This is a genomic window from Mesorhizobium sp. M0060 (assembly GCF_040323155.1).
Lineage (GTDB): Bacteria > Pseudomonadota > Alphaproteobacteria > Rhizobiales > Rhizobiaceae > Mesorhizobium.
Map to the genome: position 1 here is coordinate 221,998 of NZ_JAMYUP010000003.1, position 18,213 is coordinate 240,210.

Genomic DNA, 18,213 nt, shown 5'->3' on the forward strand with positions numbered 1-18,213 from the left:
CGCCCTGTGAAAACCGGGTATGGTCGCCATTAGGAGTCGTCGCACTCCGCCGGCGTGATTATATGGAGGCCAAACGAGCTGTCCCCCCATGCGCTTTCCGCCTGCTTTCCTCGATGAGATCCGCGACCGCGTGCCGATTTCTTCGGTGATCGGCCAGCGCGTCGCGTGGGACAGGAAGAAGACCAACGCGCCGCGCGGCGATTATTGGGCGTGCTGTCCATTCCATGGCGAAAAGAGCCCGTCCTTCCATTGCGAGGACAAGAAGGGCCGCTATCACTGTTTCGGCTGCTCGGTTTCGGGCGACCATTTCAAGTTCTTGACCGAACTCGATGGGATGAGCTTTCCCGAGGCCGTCGAGAAGATCGCCGACATGGCCGGCGTGCCGATGCCGGTTCGCGACGCCGATGAGGAACGGCGCGAAAAGGAACGCGCCAGCCTGACCGATGTCATGGAGATGGCGACGGTGTTCTTCCAGGAACGGCTGCAGGGACCGGAAGGGGCAAAGGCACGCGCCTATCTGCGCGACCGCGGGCTGACGCCGGCGACGCAGCAGTCCTTCCGTCTCGGCTATGCACCCGACAGCCGCAATGCGCTGAAGGAGCATCTTGCCGCCAAGGGTATCCCCAAGGCCGACATCGAGGCGTGCGGGCTGGTGCGCCATGGCGACGACGTCCCGGTTTCCTACGACTGGTTCCGCGACCGCATCATGTTTCCGATCCCCGATTCGAGGGGCAAGATCATCGCCTTCGGTGGGCGGGCGCTGGCGCCGGATGCGCTGGCCAAATATATGAACTCGCCCGATACGGAGCTCTTCCACAAGGGCAACGTGCTCTACAATTTCGCTCGGGCGCGCCAAGCGCTGGGAAAGGGGGCGCTGGCCAAGGGCGGCACGGTCATTGCCGTCGAAGGCTACATGGATGTGATCGCGCTGGCGCAGGCCGGCTTCGAGAACGTGGTGGCGCCGCTCGGCACGGCATTGACTGAAAACCAGCTCGAACTTTTATGGCGCATGGCCGGAGAGCCGGTGCTGTGCTTCGACGGCGACCAGGCCGGGCTGAAGGCTGCGTGGCGCGCCGCCGACATGGCACTGCCGGCGGTCCAGGCGGGCCGCTCGGTGCGCTTCGCCCTGCTGCCGGAGGGCAAGGATCCCGACGATCTGGTCAAGGCCGAAGGGCCGGACGCGTTCCGCGCCGTGCTTTCCGACGCGCGGCCGCTCGCCGATCTCTTGTGGATGCGCGAGACGGCCGGCGGCATCTTCGACACGCCGGAACGGCGGGCCGAACTCGAAAAGACGCTGCGCGAACTGACCAGCCGCATCCGAGACGAGAGCCTTCGCTATCACTACCAACAGGAAATGCGCGAGCGGGTGCAGAGCTTCTTCGGTGCCCAGCGCGGACGCCAGGGGCGTCAGGACGGACGGCCCGGCGAGCGTTTCCAAGGCAGGGCTTCAGCACCCGGCGGACAATTTGCGCGCGGCGGCAATGCCGGTGGGCGCACCGCGATCACCGAAAGTCTCGGCCGCTCGGCGCTGGTCAAGCGCGGCGGCGAGGGCATGTCGGTACGCGAGGCGACGATCATTGCGGCCCTCGTCAACCATCCCGTGCTGATCGACGAGAATTTCGCCCATGTCGAGTTCCTCGATCTCGCCAACTCCGATCTGAAGCGGCTGCATGCGGCGATCCTCGACGCCATGGCGCATGATATGGCCAACGACCGCAACGCAGTGATCGCGACGATCGAGCGGGCCGGCTGTGGCGAGATCTGGCAGCGCGCGGTGACGCTGATCAAGCGGGCGCGGCAATGGCCGGCGCTGGAAACAGCGGCACTCGACGATGCCCGCGATGCGTTCAGCCAGGCTCTCCACTTGCAGCGCAGCGCGCGCACCTTACATAAGGAGCTGAAGCAGGCGGAAGCAGCGCTCGCCAGCGATCCCACGGACGAAAACTATCGGCACCTGGTCGAAATCCAGGCGCAATTTCGTGATGTGCAGGCAACGGAAGCGCTGATCGAAGGGTTTGGCGTATCGTCGGGCAGGGCTGGGCGCGTTTAGACAGAAGCCTCCAGAAGACTGAAATGTAAGGACGTGCTTGCGCGTTGAATCGGGCGTGCGGTGCTCTAAGTCGGGTAATTGATTCGCTTTTTTCATGCGAATCATGCGAGAGGCGCTTGACCTTCCGGCAGAATGGCGGAATCAGGTCGATTCGAAACGTTAACCCGCCCGGCATCGACGGGAATGCAGCGATGTAAGGTACTGATCACTGGACAGGCGGTCAGCTTGCCACAGATATCAGGGTTAATCTGGACTTAACGAGAGATGCAGTTACTGGCCCGGTAAAGCGCGTTCTGGAAGGAGCGCATCCAATTTGACCGGACTAGCAGCTTACGCGGCTTTGATACTCAGCCGCTTGGAGAAAATAAAGACTATGGCGACAAAAGAAAAGGAAGAAGTCGAGACCGAACGCGAGGCCGCGACCGATGGCCCTCTGCTCGACCTTTCCGACGATGCTGTCAAGAAGATGATCAAAACCGCCAAGAAGCGCGGCTATGTCACCATGGACGAGCTGAATTCGGTGCTGCCCTCGGAGGAAGTGACGTCCGAGCAGATCGAGGACACGATGGCCATGCTTTCCGACATGGGCATCAACGTGGTCGAGGACGACGAGCAGGGCGAGGAGCCCGAAGCCGCCGATACCGCAGCTGATGCCGAGGAAGATGCCAACGAGCTTGCCGAGCAGACCGGCACCGCCGTTGCCGCCACCACGACCAAGAAAGAGCCGACCGACCGCACCGACGATCCGGTCCGCATGTATCTGCGCGAGATGGGCTCGGTCGAGCTTCTGTCGCGCGAGGGCGAGATCGCGATTGCCAAGCGCATCGAGGCCGGCCGCGAGACGATGATCGCGGGCCTCTGCGAAAGCCCGCTGACCTTCCAGGCCATCATCATCTGGCGCGACGAGCTCAACGAATCGAAGATCCTGCTGCGCGAGATCATCGACCTCGAGGCGACCTATGCCGGGCCGGAGGCCAAGCAGGCGCCGGTGGTCGAGCGTATCGAGGAAGCCAAGACCGAGGAAAAGCCGCGCCGTTCGCGCGAGGACGAGGACGACATTACCAATGTCGGCGGCGACACCCGTGGCCTGGTGGATGACGACGAGGAAGACGAGGACGAGGCGAGCCTGTCGCTGGCGGCGATGGAAGCGGAACTGCGCCCGCAGGTGATGGAGACGCTCGACGTCATTGCCGACACCTACAAGAAGCTGCGCAAGCTGCAGGACCAGCAGGTCGAGAACCGGCTGGCCGCCGCCGGAACGCTGTCGCCCAGTCAGGACCGCCGGCTGAAGGAGCTGAAGGACCAGCTGATCAAGGCGGTGAAGTCGCTGTCCTTGAACACGGCGCGCATCGAGGCGCTGGTCGAGCAGCTCTACGACATCAACAAGCGCCTGGTGCAGAACGAGGGCAAGCTGTTGCGGCTGGCCGAAAGCTATGGCGTGCGCCGCGAAGAGTTCCTCAAGGAATATCAGGGCTCGGAGCTCGATCCGAACTGGACGCGCTCGATCGGCAATCTGACCTCGCGCGGCTGGAAGGAATTCACCAAGAACGAGAAGGACGCGATCCACGACCTGCGCGCCGAGATCCAGAACCTCGCCACCGAGACGGCGATTTCGATCCAGGAATTCCGCAAGATCGTCAACCAGGTGCAGAAGGGCGAGCGCGAAGCCGCGATCGCCAAGAAGGAAATGGTCGAGGCCAATCTGCGCCTCGTCATCTCCATCGCCAAGAAATACACCAATCGCGGCCTGCAGTTCCTCGACCTGATCCAGGAAGGCAATATCGGGCTGATGAAGGCGGTCGACAAATTCGAATACCGCCGCGGCTACAAGTTCTCGACCTACGCGACATGGTGGATCCGGCAGGCGATCACCCGTTCGATCGCCGACCAGGCGCGCACTATCCGCATTCCGGTGCACATGATCGAAACGATCAACAAGATCGTGCGCACCTCGCGGCAGATGCTGCATGAGATCGGTCGCGAGCCGACGCCGGAAGAGCTGGCGGAAAAGCTCGCAATGCCGCTGGAAAAAGTGCGCAAGGTGCTGAAGATCGCCAAGGAACCGATCTCGCTCGAAACGCCGGTCGGCGACGAGGAGGATTCGCATCTCGGCGATTTCATCGAGGACAAGATGGCGATCCTGCCGATCGACGCGGCGATCCAGGCCAATTTGCGCGAGACGACGACGCGCGTGCTGGCCTCGCTGACGCCGCGCGAAGAGCGCGTGCTCAGAATGCGCTTCGGTATCGGCATGAACACCGACCACACGCTTGAAGAGGTCGGCCAGCAGTTCTCGGTCACCCGCGAGCGCATCCGCCAGATCGAAGCCAAGGCGCTGCGCAAGCTCAAGCACCCGAGCCGGTCGCGCAAGCTCAGAAGCTTCCTCGACAGCTGAGGCCAACAAGGGTTAGGGATTCAAAGGGCGCCGTCGGCGCCCTTTTTTGTGCATAGGCGATCGGCTATTCGACGCTATCGCTCTTGCGGCCTGCGGCTTGCGGGAGGATAATTTCGTATCGGATGCATTTCTGGGCGACAAACCCGGATGCCCGCCCCGGCAGTTGACGCCGTGCTCCGTGGCCCCGGAGGGAGGTGTGCCATGACAACTTACATCGTGCTGATCAACTGGACGGAACAAGGCGCCAAAAATGTGCGCGAGTCGCCGAAGCGGCTCGATGCCGCCAAGAAGATGTTGGGGGACATGGGCGGATCATTCAAGGCATTTTATCTCACCATGGGGGATTGCGACATGGTGGCGGTGGTCGAAGCGCCCGACGATGCCGTCTTGGCTCGTTTCTCGTTAATGCTGGCGACGGCTGGCAACGTCAGGACTCGGACGCTCAAGGCTTTCCCGGAGGATGCCTATCGCGAGATCATCACCTCGCTCGGGTGAGCCGCTGCTCCTGAAGCGCGTCGCGCTGAACGGCCCTTGCGACGCGCTTTAAGCTCTTTTATGCATGTCGTTATCGCAAAACCGCTGCGTAGCCTTTGGGCGACATGCATCAGCGAAGCCGGCCATTCCGCCGGTATCGTGTCACGTTGCGGCGCAACGGCATTTCTCGGATAATCGGTGCGCGTCCCTCAGGTGCCGTTTCGAAACATGGCCGAGCCTCTGCTGACCGTCTGGTACAATACGCGCTGCCCCGTCTGCGATGCCGGCATCAGCCGGCAAAAACGACGGCTGATCGAGGCGATCAAGGCCGGGCGAATCGAATTTCGCGACATCAATGCCGAACCGGCGGCGCTGGCCGGATACCGTATCGGGCTGGAGGACATCCGGCGCCGGCTGCATGCGACCGACGCCGACCGCAAATTGCTGGTCGGCGCCGACGTTGCCATTGCGGTGTGGCGGGCGACACCCGGCGAAGGCTGGCTGGCGAGGTTGTTCGGCAATCCCGCCGCACTGCCTCTGACGCGCTATGCCTATGATCGCTTCGCCGATCTTCTCTATGCCTGGAACCGGCGCAAAGGCCGCTGGTGACGGGTATTCGTTTGCATCGGAGACGCTTACGGAGCGGTCCCGACCCTCATGTGCCTTCTGGCTGCCGTCGCTTGAGAAATCATTCCGGCCGGGCTATCTTCAGATACATCGTAAGATATATCTTGACGAGGCCATCGCGGGTAGCTAATTGAGATATATCGTAAGACATAACTCAAGGAGCAGACGATGCACAACATTTCGGACATCATCATTTTGGCGAACGCGCCGAACGCGTTTTCATGCATACGGCCGGCAAGTTCGGCGGACGCGGCGGCGGCTTCGGCCCGTTCGGGCATGGCATGAGAGGCGGCAGATGCGGCGGGCCGGGCGACATGTTCCGCGCCGGGCGCATGCTGGCCGACGGCGATCTCAAGCTGATCACGCTTTCGCTGCTGGCCGATGCGCCGCGTCACGGCTACGACATCATCAAGGCACTGGAGGAGCGCACCAGCGGCGTCTACAGCCCAAGCCCCGGCGTGGTCTATCCGACGCTGACCTTCCTGGAAGAGGCCGGCTATGCCGTTTCTTCGGCGGAAGGCAACAAGAAGGTGTTTTCGATCACCGAGGCGGGGCAGGCGCATCTCAATGAAAATCGCGAGATGGTCGACCGCGTGCTCGACCATCTCGAGCGCTTCGGCCGGAAGATGGCGAAGGCGCGCGACTGGTTCGGCTGGAACGACGACGGCGATGGTGGCCGGCGCGGCCGCTCGGAAAAGCGCGACGAGTTCCGCGCCGTGCGCCACCGGCTGCGCGCCGCGCTCGGTGAAATCGTCGATGCGCCTGAAGGAAAGCAGGCCGAGGCAATCAGCATATTGGAAGCTGCCGCAGAGGCCTTGGAAGCGCTGTCACGCGACTGACCTCTGACTGCCAAGCCAGCTGCGGCCCTTGCCCGCTCGGCCAAGGACCGGTACTGAAAATCATCCTGCACCACGCTATGTGGTGCAGGATGATTGCCGTTGGAGGATTACCCCATGTCTTTTCTGAAGCGTCTTTTCGGCGGCGGCAACGAGGCCGCTGAGCCAAAGACAGCGGCGCCGGTAAAGCAGATCGAGCACAAGGGATTTTTGATCAGCGCCACGCCCTACAAGGCGGAGGGCCAATACCAGACCTGCGGCGTGGTTTTGAAGGAGATCGACGGCGTGATGAAGGAGCACAAATTCATCCGCGCCGACCGCTTTGCCGGGCTCGACGACGCCGTCGACGTCTCGATCAAGAAGGGCATCCAGCTGGTCGATGAGCAAGGCGAGAAGATCTTCGGGTAGATCGTTACTACAGCCTTGGATCGATTGGCTCACTCTCCAGCGCCAGTACGGCGAAAACACACTCGTGAATCCGGCGTAGCGGCTGCTTGGCGACAAATCGCGTCAGCGCCTCGTGACCGAGCGCGAACTCCCTGAGTGCCAGGCTGCGCTTGCCGCCCAGGCCGCGTTCTCGCAGGCGGATGAGATTGTCCGGCGCGTCATATTCGGGGCCATAGATGATGCGCAGGTATTCCGGGCCGCGGACCTTCAGCGCCGGCTGGATGAGCCCCTTCTTGCCGCGGCTGACGAAGTCGCGCGGCTTGACAACCATGCCTTCGCCGCCTGAGCCAGTCAGCGCCTCCCACCACGACACGGCCTCCGCACAGGCGCTGCCGTCGACCAGATCAACCGTTCGCCACCGCGTTGGCGTGACCACGCCATCGTCAGCGGCCAGACGGTCCGCGAGCGTCATGTGCCAGACGTGGTCCTGGTCAAACCAAACACGCCCCTCGCTGGCGAGCAGGTGGAAGGGCGCGATCTTCAGGTCGTCGACGCCCGAGACTGGCCACACGTAGGGCGCCCAGGCCGTGGCGTATTTGGCCGCTCGGGCAGCCCGGTCCTCAAGACGTGCGTTCAAGCCGGCTGCATCGACGCCGCGCGCTATTGCACGGGCTAGGGCATCACGGCTGACCTTGAAACCAGCGGCAGAGGATGTCGCCACCGGCGCATATTGGCTTTCGATCAGGCTGCCGGCCTTGGCCGACCAGGGCATTATCTCGGTGTCCAGCAGCAACCAGTCGCTGCTCAGTTCCCTCCACAGATCCGCCGCCTCGACCTCGGCGCAGAGACGCGCGAGCAGACCCTCCGTCATGGCGCGGTCGTTGAAAAAGGAACGTCCGGTGCGGGTCCAGATTGCGCCGGTCTCATTGCCCAGGGTCCCGAAGCGGTTGCGCGCCGTCTGCGCGTTCCGGCACAGAGCGATCACTGCCCGCGAACCCATGTGCTTCTCCTCGCACACGACCTGAGCGACACCGCGCTCGCGGAAGTAAGCGAAGGCATCCTCCGGACGTTCCAGCCAGCCGTCTTTGCTGCTGGTCTCGGAGGGCGACATGGTCGGCGGCAGATAGATCAGCCATTGCGGCGACAGCGCGAAGCGGCTCATTACCTCCAGTGCTGCCGAGGCGTTCTCCTCGGCCACGACGATCCGACCCCGCAGTCCTGTCTCGATCCAACGGCGACCCGAGACATCCTGGTAATCGAGCACGCCGTCGGCGTCGGCCTGCGCCGGTTTGCCTGGACCGGACCCGCCCAGCGGACGTATCGGTTCCGACCAGGTCTGGATTGCCGGCACCTCGATCAATTCGCGTTCCGGCCAGCGCAAGGCCGTCAACTTGCCGCCGAATACGCAGCCAGTGTCGATGCACAGGGTGTTGTTGACCCACTCGGCGGCTAGCGTTGGGGTGTGTCCATAGATTACGGCTGTCTTGCCACGGTAGGCCGCGGCCCAGTCGGCGCGGACAGGCAGCCCGAACTCGTCGGTTTCGCCTGTGGTCTCGCCGTACAGAGCGAATTCGCGCACGGCGCCGGAGCCGCGTCCGATCATCTCCTCCTTGAGGCCGGCATGGGCGACGGCGAGGCTTCCGCCATCGAGCCAGACATGGCTGTGCAGACCGTCGAGAAAGGCCGGAAGGGCCTCTCGCAAACCACGGTCCTGTGCACTTAGCTGGTCGATAGTCTGCTGGAGGCCGTGGGCGACCGTAACCTTGCGGCCTTCCAGCCAGCGGCTGAGTTTGCGTTCGTGGTTGCCCTGGACACAGTAGGCTGTCCCGGCCGCGACCATGCTCATGGCGATGCGCAGAACGTCCGGCGCGTTGGGGCCGCGGTCGACGAGGTCGCCGACGAAAACGATCTTGCGGCCCTCCGGCGGGATCACGGTGACCGTTCGTTCGTCGCGATCCTCGGACCAAGCGACACTGTAGCCGAGTCGACTGAGCAGGATCTGAAGTTCATCGGCGCAGCCGTGGATATCGCCTATGATATCGACCGGACCGTGATCGTCGCGCTTGTCGGTCCACAGCGGTTGGCGCGAGACCTTGGCCGCGTCGATGCTGGTCTCGCTGGTGAGTTTCCAGACCTGGCGGAAGCCCTCGCGTTGCAGGCCGCCAAGACCCTTGCGGATCTCGGTCGTCATGCGTTGGGCGACCCCGGCGCCGAACGGTCGGTCGGCTCGAACCGCGTTGCGCGCGACGCAGACCTCGACACCTGGATCGAGGACCACTGCGACGGGCAAAGCGTGCCACTTGCGTGCCAGTTCAACCCAGGCCTTGCGGTCGGCGGCTCGTACGTTGGTGGCATCGATGACGGTGAACTTGCGGTGCTTAAGCCGTTTACCGGCAATTTCGCGCACCAGATCGAAGGCATCTGCAGAGACGTCCTGGTCGGTCTCGTCGTCGGAAACAAGTGCGCGGCACTGATCCGATGAGATGATCTCGGTCGGCAGGAAATGCCTGGCGGCGAAAGTCGACTTGCCCGATCCGGTCGAGCCGATCAGCACCACGAGGGCGAAGTCAGGAATGGCGAGGTCGGTCTTGTCGGGTTCCCTCATCGCGTGAACACCGCCATCTGCGTTGGTGCGCCGAGAACTGGGTCCTCTGCGCCAATACCGCTGAAGGCGGTTGCATAGCCATAGGTCTCTCCGATTTTGGCAGCCCAGGCTTCGAACTGATCCCGGCTCCACTCGAAACGGTGATCGGGGTGGCGAAATGCGCCGGGGGCCAGTCTGGCGAACAACGCATTATAGTCCGCGTTCGGAGTGGTCACGATCACGGACTTCGGCGCCGTCTCGCCGAAAACGATGCGCTCGACCAGCGGCAGCCTGTCCTCATCAAGATGCTCGATGACCTCGACCAGCACGGCGACGTCGACCGCGGCCCAGCGGCTGTCCCGATATGTCAGCGATCCATGCAGCAGCGTGACCCGGCCCTCGGGCGGCCCGCCGAACTCGTTCAGCTTGAGACGCTTTGCCGCCCATTCCAGTTCGCGGGCGGCCGGGTCGAGGCCGAACAGCTTGTGCACCCATCGCTCGCGCACGAGCCGATAGAGTAGCTTGCCTTCGCCGCATCCCAAATCTGCAATCGAAGTTGCCCCCGTCGCCTGAATGACCTGAACCACAGCTTCCATGCGCAAATCGTTCAGCCGGATCGGCGTCTCCAGCGCCTCCTCCGGCGTGACGCGCAGCTCCGCAAGTTGTGCCTCGCCGGCCGTCTCGGGAGCCAGTCGCTCCAGGGCGATGCGGGCCAAGGCCCTGCGATTGCCAAGATAGCGGCGCACGATCAGGTCTTTGGCCGGGTGTTTTTCCAGCCAGCCCTCTCCCTTGGACAGCAGCTTGTCGATCTCTGCTTCACCGACCCAATAATGCTTGGCATCGTCCATTACCGGGATGAGCACATAAAGGTGGTTCAGCAGACGACTTAGCCGGCCCGTGCCGGTCAGCTTCAGATGGCCATACCTAGGGGCCCCAGCAGACCCGATTCCTTCGATCGGCGTCAGGTTGACTGTCCAGCCCAAGGGTTCGAACAGACTTCGAACCAGAGCCTCACCGCCGCGCATCGGCAGTGGAGTGACCACGGCCTCCAGCGGCAGTTCGCTGTGGGCCAGTTCCGGGCGCTCCTTCGATATGCCGGTCATCGCCGTCCGCAGCATTTTGTTCAGTGCCACCGACATGAAGGATGATGCCGCGTAAGGCCGGTCGTTCACATATTGGTCGAGCAAGCCTTCTGCCTGGCCCTTGCCCCGCACGAGCCCCACCGGGTCGACGTCGAGCAGGAGTGCAGCCTCGCAACGGTCTTCGGTTGCCTCGGGATAGAACAGCCACGCCTTGCCGAAGGACAGGTCAGTCTCGTGCAGGCGATCCGGATGCTTGTGCAGCAAGAAACCGAGATCGGTGGCCGGACGGTGCGTTGTGGCAACGGAAAGAAACATCCGCGACGGATAACGCAGACAAGCGGAATAACCAATGGCGGTTGTGTGGTCCACCACAGGCTGTCGCTAACGACAAACAAGGGCAGGCGCTGGGCGCCTGCCCTCATTCAATTCAGACGATGCTGACGCTTTACGCCGCCGCAGCGACGCCCTCGGTATTCCCGGTCGCAGCCACAATGGCGTCGACCTTGGCCGATGCCTTGGCGAGTGCTGCTGCCACCGCATCGGCGCCCATGCCGACGCCTTCGATGCGGATGACCTCGACGTCGGTCATGCCGAGGAAGCCAAGAACGCTGCGCAGGTAAGGAATGGCGTGGTCCAGCTGCACCGCGGCGCCCTCGGAATAGATGCCGCCCGAAGCCAGCACGATGTAGACCTTCTTGCCGGTGACGAGGCCTTTCGGGCCAGTCTCGCCATAAGCAAAGCTCTTGCCGGAGCGGGCGACGTGGTCGACCCAGGATTTCAACGTCGACGAGATGTTGAAGTTGATGAAGCCGGTGGCGAGAATGACGGTGTCGGCCGCAAACAGCTCGTCTAGCACCGTGTCAGATACGCCGACCACTTCCGCTTGGCGCAGGGTGCGGGATTCGACGGGTGTGTAGATGCCGGTCGCATAATCCGTATCGATATGCGGCAGCGGGTTGGCGACGAGGTCGCGCACGACAAGCGTGTTCGACCAGTCGGCGGCGACAAGCTTTTCAGCGAATTCAGTCGCAATGCGGGTCGAGTGCGAGGCAGCGCCGCGCGGGCTCGATGTGACGAGAAGGATGGACATGGTGGGCTCTCCAGGGTTGAAATAATTTATCCGCTGGATATGGGGCCATCGACCCATTCGAAAAACTGGTATATTTTCTATACTATCCATCTATAAAGTGGATATTATGATGCAACCCAACCCGACGCTCGACCAACTTCAGATCTTTGTGGCCGTCGCCGAAGCCGGCAGTTTCTCGGCCGCCGGCCGCAAGCTCAACCGGGCGCAGTCCGTTATCAGCTATGGCATCGCCAACCTCGAGGCGCAGCTTGGGCTGAAACTGTTCGAGCGCGAGGGTATGCGCGAGCCGCAACTGACCGAGATCGGCCGGGCGATGCTGGAGGATGCGCGGCGCATGACGGGTGTGCTGCAGCGCATCCGCTCGCGCGTAGACGGCCACCATCAGGGGCTGGAGGCCGAAGTGGCGTTGTCGGTCGATGCGGCGCTGCCCTCACCGGTGCTGGTGCGGGTGCTGAAGGCGTTCGAGGCCCGGTTTCCGACCGTGATGCTGCGCCTGCATATCGGCACGCTCGGCCTGATCCCCGATCATGTCGTCAGCGGGCACGCCGATCTCGGTGTTGGCGGCCTGCTGGGCGAGGTCGACGTCCACCTCGTGCGCATCGGCTTCATGTCGATAGTGCTGGCCGCCGCGCCCAGCCACCCGCTGGCGCTGCTGCCGAAGCCGGTGGCGATCGAGGATGCGCGCGAACACACTCAGCTCGTTGTCACCGACCAGTCCGAGCGCACCAAGGGGCGCGACTTTGGGGTCTTTGCCTACCGCACCTGGCGGCTGACTGATCTGCGTACCAAGCATATGCTGATGCGCGAGGGGCTGGGCTGGGGTGGGCTGCCGCGCTGGCTGATTGCCGACGATCTGGCGAGTGGCCGGCTGGTGGAACTGGATCTGGAGCCGTTCAGCGAGGTGCGTTCGCCGCTCTATGCGATGCACCGGGCCGACCGCAGTCCGAAACCGGCGGCGGCTTGGCTGATCGACCAGTTCAAGCGCCAGCTCGGCTGCTTCAACGAGTTCGAGCCGGGCGAGGTGCCTGAGGAGGAGTCGGAGATAGACCGTCGATCAGCGCCATGAGAACGGCGCGATAGTCCTCGGTCGACGCGCCCGCTTCGATGGCGAGCGCTGCGCGGTCGAAGGCGGCGGCAAGCAAGGCGGTCAGCGCTTCCACCGGCAATCTCGCCATGGACTGCGAGCGCATCGCGGCGACAAGGCCCTCGCGCAGCGAACGGTTGCCATGGCGGTTGTCGATCGCGTCCATGGCGGCGCGGCCGAGCACGGCCGGTCCGTCGAGCAGCAAGAGCCGCGTGCGGCCGGGAGCGCGCATAGCGACCAGATAGGCATCCGAGCCGGCAATCAGCGCGTCGCGGGCAAGCAGCGAGGGCGGCGAAGCGCGCTCGATCTCTTCCGCGACAGCCTGCGCCTCCTGCTCGACCACGGCGGCAAACAGCGCCTGCTTGTCGGCAAAGTGATGATAGAGCGCGCCGCGCGTGACGCCGGCGGCTGCGACGATCTCAGGTGTGCCGGTCTCGGCATAGGATTTTTCGCTGAACAGTTTTCGCGCCGCGGCGATGAGTTCTGCGCGGGTCGCTTCGGTGCGATCGCGGTTGGAGCGGCGCGTGGATTCTTCTTGCATACATGCAGCCTGTATGTTAATTCAATATACATGCAGACTGTATGTTATTCGCTAGGAGAAGGAAAGATGAGGACGACGAGCTATTATCCGGTGCTGATGACGGGCGACGTTGCCGGCACGACAGCCTTCTATGTCGCGCATTTCGGCTTCAGGCCGCTATTCGAGGCCGACTGGTACGTGCATCTGCGCTCAGCCGAAGATCGCCGCGTCAATCTCGGCATCGTCCAGGGCGATCATGAGACGATCCCGGAGGAAGGGCGGGGCCGCACGTCGGGCCTGCTGATCAATTTCGAGGTCAGGGATCCGGATGCCATCTATGAGCGGATCACCGCCGCCGGCCTGCCGATCCTGCGAACGCTGTGCGACGAACCCTTCGGCCAGCGCCATTTCATCACCAGCGACCCCAACGGCGTGCTGATCGACGTGATCAGGCCGATCCCGCCGCGCCCGGAATTCCTGGCGCAATATGCCGATGGCGCGGCGGGCTGAGCGAGACAGCGCCGCTGGCAGGAACTGTCGGCAGACGCGACGTGAAGGCTTCAGCCGCGTGGCCGATCACGCCTTTGCGGTCTATGGTTAGGGTTCATCAATCTTGGGCCTTCTCCATGCGTGAAATCTGCCTTGTCCGCGCACCTTCCAACCTTGGCCTCCGTCCGCTCCGGCCGCATCATATACCGGGGACCTGGCACGCGCCGCAGGCTCTGACCGAAGCCGGCTTGGTCGAGATGCTTTCGCCCGCCAAGGTGGTTGATCTTGATCGGCCCGCCTATCTCACCGAGCCACAGCCGGGCACCCGGCTGCGCAACGGCAACGCGATACGCAGCTTCAATCTCGCACTCGCCGAGGTCGTTGCCGGCGCGCTGGGACGAGGCGAGTTCCCGCTGGTCGTGGGCGGCGACTGCGCCGTCCTGCTTGGCGCGCTGGCTGCCGCACGGCGATATGGTCCGGTTGCACTGGTCCATGTCGATGGTCACAGCGATTTCCGCCATCCGGGCAACTACGACGTCAACGCCTTACTCGGCTCGGCCCCCGGCATGGACCTTGCGCTTGCAACCGGACGTGGTGAGCCGTTGCTGACCGACTGGCCTGATATCGCAAGACCGCTTGTGGCGGACGAACAGGTGATACAGATCGGCGAACGCGAGAACCGCAACCCCGACTTCGGCTGGCCGGACATCAATTCGACCGCGATGACGTTGATCGACGTCTTTGCCGTGCGTGAGCTTGGCGCGGCGAAGGTCCTGGACAAGACCTGGAACACGCTGGCGCGAACCGGCTGGCCCTACTGGGTGCATTTCGACGTCGATGCGCTCGATCAGACAGTGATGCCGGCGGTGGATTCACCGGGCAGCCCCGGCATCGATCCGGACGATCTCGTCGACATCCTCGCGGCGCTGGTGGCGGATCCGCGCTGCACCGGAATGGACATGACCATTTTCGATCCGGATCTCGATCCGACTGGCGAGCTGGCAGCGCTGCTGGTCTCGCTGCTTAGCCGGATCTATGCGCCGCGATAGAGCCTCATCCATCCCGATGGATCGGGATGGGGCTCTATCTTTTGTTTGACCATGATCTTGTCCGAAAAACCGGTTCCCACTTTTCGGGATCATGGTCGAGAGCTCAGCTTCGCGCCACTGGCATCACCGTGACCTGAGTAATGCCGGAGCGGCGCACCACCGTGCACAGCGTCTCGTGGCCGATGCGCTCGGCGTCGAGCATGCGCACCAGATCGTCGACGCCGGTGACCGGCCGTCCGTCGATGGCGGCAATGATGTCGCCTTCCCTGAGGCCAGCCTTGTCCGCCGGGCTGTTCTTCTCGACGCTGCGCAGGCGCACCGCGGTGCTGCTCGACACTTGCGACAAAAGTGCTGCGCGGCGCGGCAGGTTGGTGGTGTCGGCGGAAACGCCGATAAAAGCGCGGCGGACGCGGCCGAAGCGGATGATTTCCGAGATGACGAAATTGGCGGTGTTGGAGGCAACCGCAAAGGCGATGCCTTGCGCGCCATGGATCATCGCGGTGTTGACGCCGATGACCTCGCCCGCCGAAGACACAAGCGGCCCACCGGAATTGCCGGGGTTGAGCGCGGCGTCGGTCTGGATGACGTCGTCGATCAGCCGGCCGGTGGAGGCACGCATCGAGCGGCCGAGCGCCGAGACGACGCCTGATGTGACGGTCCATTCGAAGCCGAGCGGGTTGCCAATGGCAATGGCGATCTGGCCGCGCCTCAAACGCTTGGAATCGCCGAGCGGCGCGATATCGGCAAAGCTGCCGTCGGCGCGAACGAGCGCGATGTCGGTGTCGGGATCGCGGCCGAGCACGCGGCCCTCCCTGGAGGCGCCGTCCGGCATCGACACGCGCACGCTGCGCGCATCGCCGACGACGTGGAAGTTGGTGACGACCAGCCCGTCCGGCGCGATAACGAAACCGGAGCCATGGCCGCCGGGGCCACCGACGCGCTCGATGCGGCAGACGGCGGGTCCGATGCGGTCGACGGCATCGGCGACGGTCGCCGAATAGGCATCGAGAAGGGCATCGTCATATTGCAATTGCTGGGCGGGCAGGGCCATCTGCGGGGCTCCGTGTCTTTTAAAATGAAGGATGCCTATATGTGCGGAGCGGCTAGACCGGCCGCGACCTGACCAGATGGCCAGTCAAACGCCCAACTAGCCGTCAGGCGAGTATTCGCGAACGCCCTGCCGAGCGATATCTGGGTCACGAAGAACCCAGGAGACAAATCATGAGCGATTTCAATCTGAGCACGTTTTCCGACGCCATTGCCGACATAGCGGCAGCTGCGGCACCAGCGACGGCCAGCTTCGCGACGCACCACCGCACGGCAACTGCTTTCCATTGGCGGGACGGCTATTTCGTCACTGCCGAGGAGTCGGTCGAGGCCGGCGAGGAGATCGAGCTGACGTTTTCTTCGGGCGAAACAGTCAAGGCCGAACTGGTCGGCCGCGACCCGTCCACCGGCACGGCCGTTTTGAAACCGGCCGGCGCGCCGAGCATGCCGTCGCTGACCAAGGCGGATGCGGTGCGGCCGGGCAATCTGGCGATCGTCGCGGGCAATAGCGGCGGTGCGGCGCTCGCCACCTTCGGCACGGTCGGCGAGGTCGGTCCGGCCTGGCGTTCGATGCGCGGCGGCACGATCGACCAGCGCATCAACCTTGCCGTCAATGCCGGTGGCCGTTTCGAGGGCGGCCCCGTGCTCGACGCCAAGGGCGGATTGATCGGCATGCTGCTGTTCGGACCGCGCCGGCGGGCGCTGGTCATGCCTTACGAGACGATCGAGCGGGCAGTCACGACGCTGCGCGAGAAGGGTCATGTGGCGCGCGGCTATCTTGGCGCGGGTCTGCATCCGGTCCGCAATGGTGATACACAGGGCGCCATGGTGATGAGCCTCGACGATAACGGCCCGGCGAAAGCGGCCGGTCTCAGTCTCGGCGACATCATCGTGTCGTGGAACGCAGAGGCGGTGCATGGCCCGCGCGAACTGATCCGCAAGCTCGGGCCGGACAGCGCCGGCGCCTTGGTGACGCTCGGCGTGGTGCGCGGCGGCGAGAACCGTGAGGTCTCCTTGACCATCGGCGAAAAGCCACTGAGCTGAGGGATAGATGGTAAGCGGTGAGGTCGCTGGCAGACGGCTGACGGTGCTGATCGCCCTCGACGACGTCGAGCGCGCGCGAAGTCTGTCCGCAGCTCTTGCCGCGACCGATGATCTGCGGCCGGTTCTGGCGGGCGAAGTCGACGGGAGCGGGGCGATGGATGTCGCCATCGTCGATGATCATGACGTGCAAGGCAGGCTCGTCGACGCCGCTATGCCCCGGGTGCTGCTGTCGTCGCGGGCGACCCGGCAGCGGCCGGCCGATACAGTGTTTGCCGTGCTGCCGGCGGCAGCGGACGAGTTGCTGATCGCCGCCGCCGCGCGGCTGGCGGCGGCGGGCTACCGTGTCTCTCGTGACAGCCACGCTCTGTCCGACCGGCATGACGATTTTGCCTTTCATGACAGCGACCGGTTCGAGGAGGAGCCGACTGACGAGCATATCGTCCGGCCGACGCTTTCGCCGCGCGAAAGCGAGGTGCTGGCACTGCTGGCCGAAGGCGCGCCCAACAAGGTTATCGCGCGGCGGTTGAACATCTCCGTGCACACGGCGAAGTTCCATGTCGCGGCGATCCTGACGAAGCTCGGTGCTGCCAACCGCACCGATGCGATCGCCATCGCCATGCGGCAGGGCCTGGTGCTGGTCTAACCGTGGATCAAACAGCCGGTTCGATGTCGGTCAGCCGGAAATCGTCGCCCTTGAACAGCAATGGCATGGCTTCGATACGGGCCGTAGCATAGGCAATGCAGTCGCCGAAGTTGAGGGCTGCCGGATGCCGGCCCTTGCCATAGCGCAGGAACGCCTGACGAGCGACCGCGGCGTGGTCGGCCGTGAAGGGCATCGTCTCGATCGAGGCGGTGCGCAAAAAGGCTTCGAAGCGATCGATAATCTGGTCCTGCCAGCGGCCGACGAGCACCATTGTCGTTTCGAGCAGTGTCGGTGCCGGAAGCAAACGTCTTTCAGCCTGGGCGATCGCCAAAACGAAGCGGTCGTAGCCCGGCTCCGTGCGTAAAATGGCGACCAGCGCCGAGGAATCGATGATCATCGCGTCGGGATACCCAGCTCGTCGTAACCGAGAATTTCATCGTCGCTCATCGCGTCTTTGCGCTCCGGTATTCGTGCGGCTCGTTCGGCAATCGCCATCAGACGTTGAAAAAGGTCACCGGTGTCGTCGCGCGGCACAAGCCGCTCGCGCGCAACCTCGCGCTCGAGGCTTTGACGGATGGCCTCCGTCACCGATACCCGGCGGCGGCGGGCGAGCTCACGTGCCAGTTGCTCGACCTCCATATTCTTGATCGACAAAGCCATTTATATATTCTCCCTTCTCGTATAGAATATATACCAAGTTGCCGTCAGTTTCAACGCGCCCCGCGAAATCCACGATCCTCCGTAGCGTCACCACCGCTAAGGGTTAGGGGCGCTTGTATCCGTCGGCGGTGCAGGCAAGGATCGCAAGGAGA

General features: G+C 63.6%; 18 protein-coding genes. 11 read left to right on the forward strand and 7 right to left on the reverse strand.

Annotated features, from left to right (window positions below; all coding sequences use genetic code 11):
• Positions 1-88 precede the first annotated feature (88 nt).
• The 6 genes from dnaG to NKJ94_RS05130 all read left to right on the forward strand — a co-directional run bounded on the left by dnaG (position 89) and on the right by NKJ94_RS05130 (position 6,790).
• Positions 89-2,050, forward strand: coding sequence for a DNA primase (dnaG, locus tag NKJ94_RS05105; RefSeq protein WP_352523336.1), 1,962 nt, complete (start codon positions 89-91; stop codon positions 2,048-2,050).
• 373 nt (positions 2,051-2,423) lie between these two features.
• On the forward strand, positions 2,424-4,445 hold the full coding sequence (gene rpoD / locus NKJ94_RS05110) for an RNA polymerase sigma factor RpoD (RefSeq protein ID WP_352523338.1): 2,022 nt from the start codon (positions 2,424-2,426) through the stop codon (positions 4,443-4,445).
• Positions 4,446-4,646: 201 nt separating this feature from the next.
• Positions 4,647-4,940 (forward strand): GYD domain-containing protein, encoded by a 294-nt coding sequence (locus NKJ94_RS05115; protein WP_352523340.1) that lies wholly within the window; start codon positions 4,647-4,649, stop codon positions 4,938-4,940.
• A gap of 207 nt (positions 4,941-5,147) precedes the next feature.
• Positions 5,148-5,528, forward strand: a complete 381-nt coding sequence (locus NKJ94_RS05120; RefSeq protein ID WP_352523342.1) for a thiol-disulfide oxidoreductase DCC family protein — start codon at positions 5,148-5,150, stop codon at positions 5,526-5,528.
• Between the two features lie 239 nt (positions 5,529-5,767).
• A complete protein-coding gene (locus NKJ94_RS05125) occupies positions 5,768-6,385 on the forward strand; it encodes a PadR family transcriptional regulator (RefSeq protein WP_352523343.1) in 618 nt (205 codons plus the stop codon).
• Between the two features lie 114 nt (positions 6,386-6,499).
• Complete coding sequence (locus tag NKJ94_RS05130) at positions 6,500-6,790, forward strand: HlyU family transcriptional regulator (RefSeq protein WP_352523344.1); 291 nt, start codon at positions 6,500-6,502, stop codon at positions 6,788-6,790.
• Positions 6,791-6,797: 7 nt separating this feature from the next.
• Here the strand turns inward: NKJ94_RS05130 and NKJ94_RS05135 are convergent, their stop codons facing one another.
• The 3 genes from NKJ94_RS05135 to NKJ94_RS05145 all read right to left on the reverse strand — a co-directional run bounded on the left by NKJ94_RS05135 (position 6,798) and on the right by NKJ94_RS05145 (position 11,525).
• Positions 6,798-9,374 (reverse strand): polynucleotide kinase-phosphatase, encoded by a 2,577-nt coding sequence (locus NKJ94_RS05135; protein ID WP_352523345.1) that lies wholly within the window; start codon positions 9,372-9,374, stop codon positions 6,798-6,800.
• The gene (locus NKJ94_RS05140; RefSeq protein ID WP_352523346.1) at positions 9,371-10,804 is read right to left on the reverse strand and encodes a 3' terminal RNA ribose 2'-O-methyltransferase Hen1; all 1,434 of its coding nucleotides are present in this window, start codon (positions 10,802-10,804) and stop codon (positions 9,371-9,373) included. Before NKJ94_RS05140 ends, NKJ94_RS05135 begins: the two co-directional genes overlap by 4 nt.
• A 76-nt stretch (positions 10,805-10,880) precedes the next feature.
• Positions 10,881-11,525: an FMN-dependent NADH-azoreductase gene (locus NKJ94_RS05145; protein ID WP_352523347.1), complete on the reverse strand. Its 645-nt coding sequence runs from the start codon at positions 11,523-11,525 to the stop codon at positions 10,881-10,883.
• A gap of 109 nt (positions 11,526-11,634) precedes the next feature.
• Between NKJ94_RS05145 and NKJ94_RS05150 the strand changes: the two genes are divergently transcribed.
• A complete protein-coding gene (locus NKJ94_RS05150) occupies positions 11,635-12,591 on the forward strand; it encodes a LysR family transcriptional regulator (RefSeq protein WP_352523405.1) in 957 nt (318 codons plus the stop codon).
• Here the strand turns inward: NKJ94_RS05150 and NKJ94_RS05155 are convergent.
• Complete coding sequence (locus tag NKJ94_RS05155) at positions 12,524-13,150, reverse strand: TetR/AcrR family transcriptional regulator (RefSeq protein WP_352523348.1); 627 nt, start codon at positions 13,148-13,150, stop codon at positions 12,524-12,526. The genes NKJ94_RS05150 and NKJ94_RS05155 overlap by 68 nt on opposite strands.
• A 66-nt stretch (positions 13,151-13,216) precedes the next feature.
• Between NKJ94_RS05155 and NKJ94_RS05160 the strand changes: the two genes are divergently transcribed.
• A complete protein-coding gene (locus NKJ94_RS05160) occupies positions 13,217-13,639 on the forward strand; it encodes a VOC family protein (protein ID WP_352523349.1) in 423 nt (140 codons plus the stop codon).
• Positions 13,640-13,755: 116 nt separating this feature from the next.
• The gene (locus tag NKJ94_RS05165; protein ID WP_352523350.1) at positions 13,756-14,667 is read left to right on the forward strand and encodes an arginase family protein; all 912 of its coding nucleotides are present in this window, start codon (positions 13,756-13,758) and stop codon (positions 14,665-14,667) included.
• 103 nt (positions 14,668-14,770) lie between these two features.
• Here NKJ94_RS05165 and NKJ94_RS05170 read toward each other — a convergent pair whose 3' ends face one another.
• A complete protein-coding gene (locus NKJ94_RS05170) occupies positions 14,771-15,718 on the reverse strand; it encodes a S1C family serine protease (RefSeq protein ID WP_352523351.1) in 948 nt (315 codons plus the stop codon).
• A 170-nt stretch (positions 15,719-15,888) separates the two neighbouring features.
• Between NKJ94_RS05170 and NKJ94_RS05175 the strand changes: the two genes are divergently transcribed.
• Together NKJ94_RS05175 and NKJ94_RS05180 are read left to right on the forward strand one after the other, a co-directional pair.
• Positions 15,889-16,758, forward strand: coding sequence for a S1C family serine protease (locus NKJ94_RS05175; protein WP_352523352.1), 870 nt, complete (start codon positions 15,889-15,891; stop codon positions 16,756-16,758).
• Positions 16,759-16,765: 7 nt separating this feature from the next.
• Positions 16,766-17,401: a helix-turn-helix transcriptional regulator gene (locus NKJ94_RS05180; protein WP_352523353.1), complete on the forward strand. Its 636-nt coding sequence runs from the start codon at positions 16,766-16,768 to the stop codon at positions 17,399-17,401.
• Positions 17,402-17,408: 7 nt separating this feature from the next.
• Here NKJ94_RS05180 and NKJ94_RS05185 read toward each other — a convergent pair whose 3' ends face one another.
• Positions 17,409-17,798, reverse strand: coding sequence for a type II toxin-antitoxin system VapC family toxin (locus NKJ94_RS05185; protein WP_352523355.1), 390 nt, complete (start codon positions 17,796-17,798; stop codon positions 17,409-17,411).
• Positions 17,795-18,061: a type II toxin-antitoxin system VapB family antitoxin gene (locus NKJ94_RS05190; protein ID WP_352523356.1), complete on the reverse strand. Its 267-nt coding sequence runs from the start codon at positions 18,059-18,061 to the stop codon at positions 17,795-17,797. The genes NKJ94_RS05185 and NKJ94_RS05190 overlap by 4 nt, the downstream gene beginning before the upstream one ends.
• Positions 18,062-18,213 lie beyond the last annotated feature (152 nt).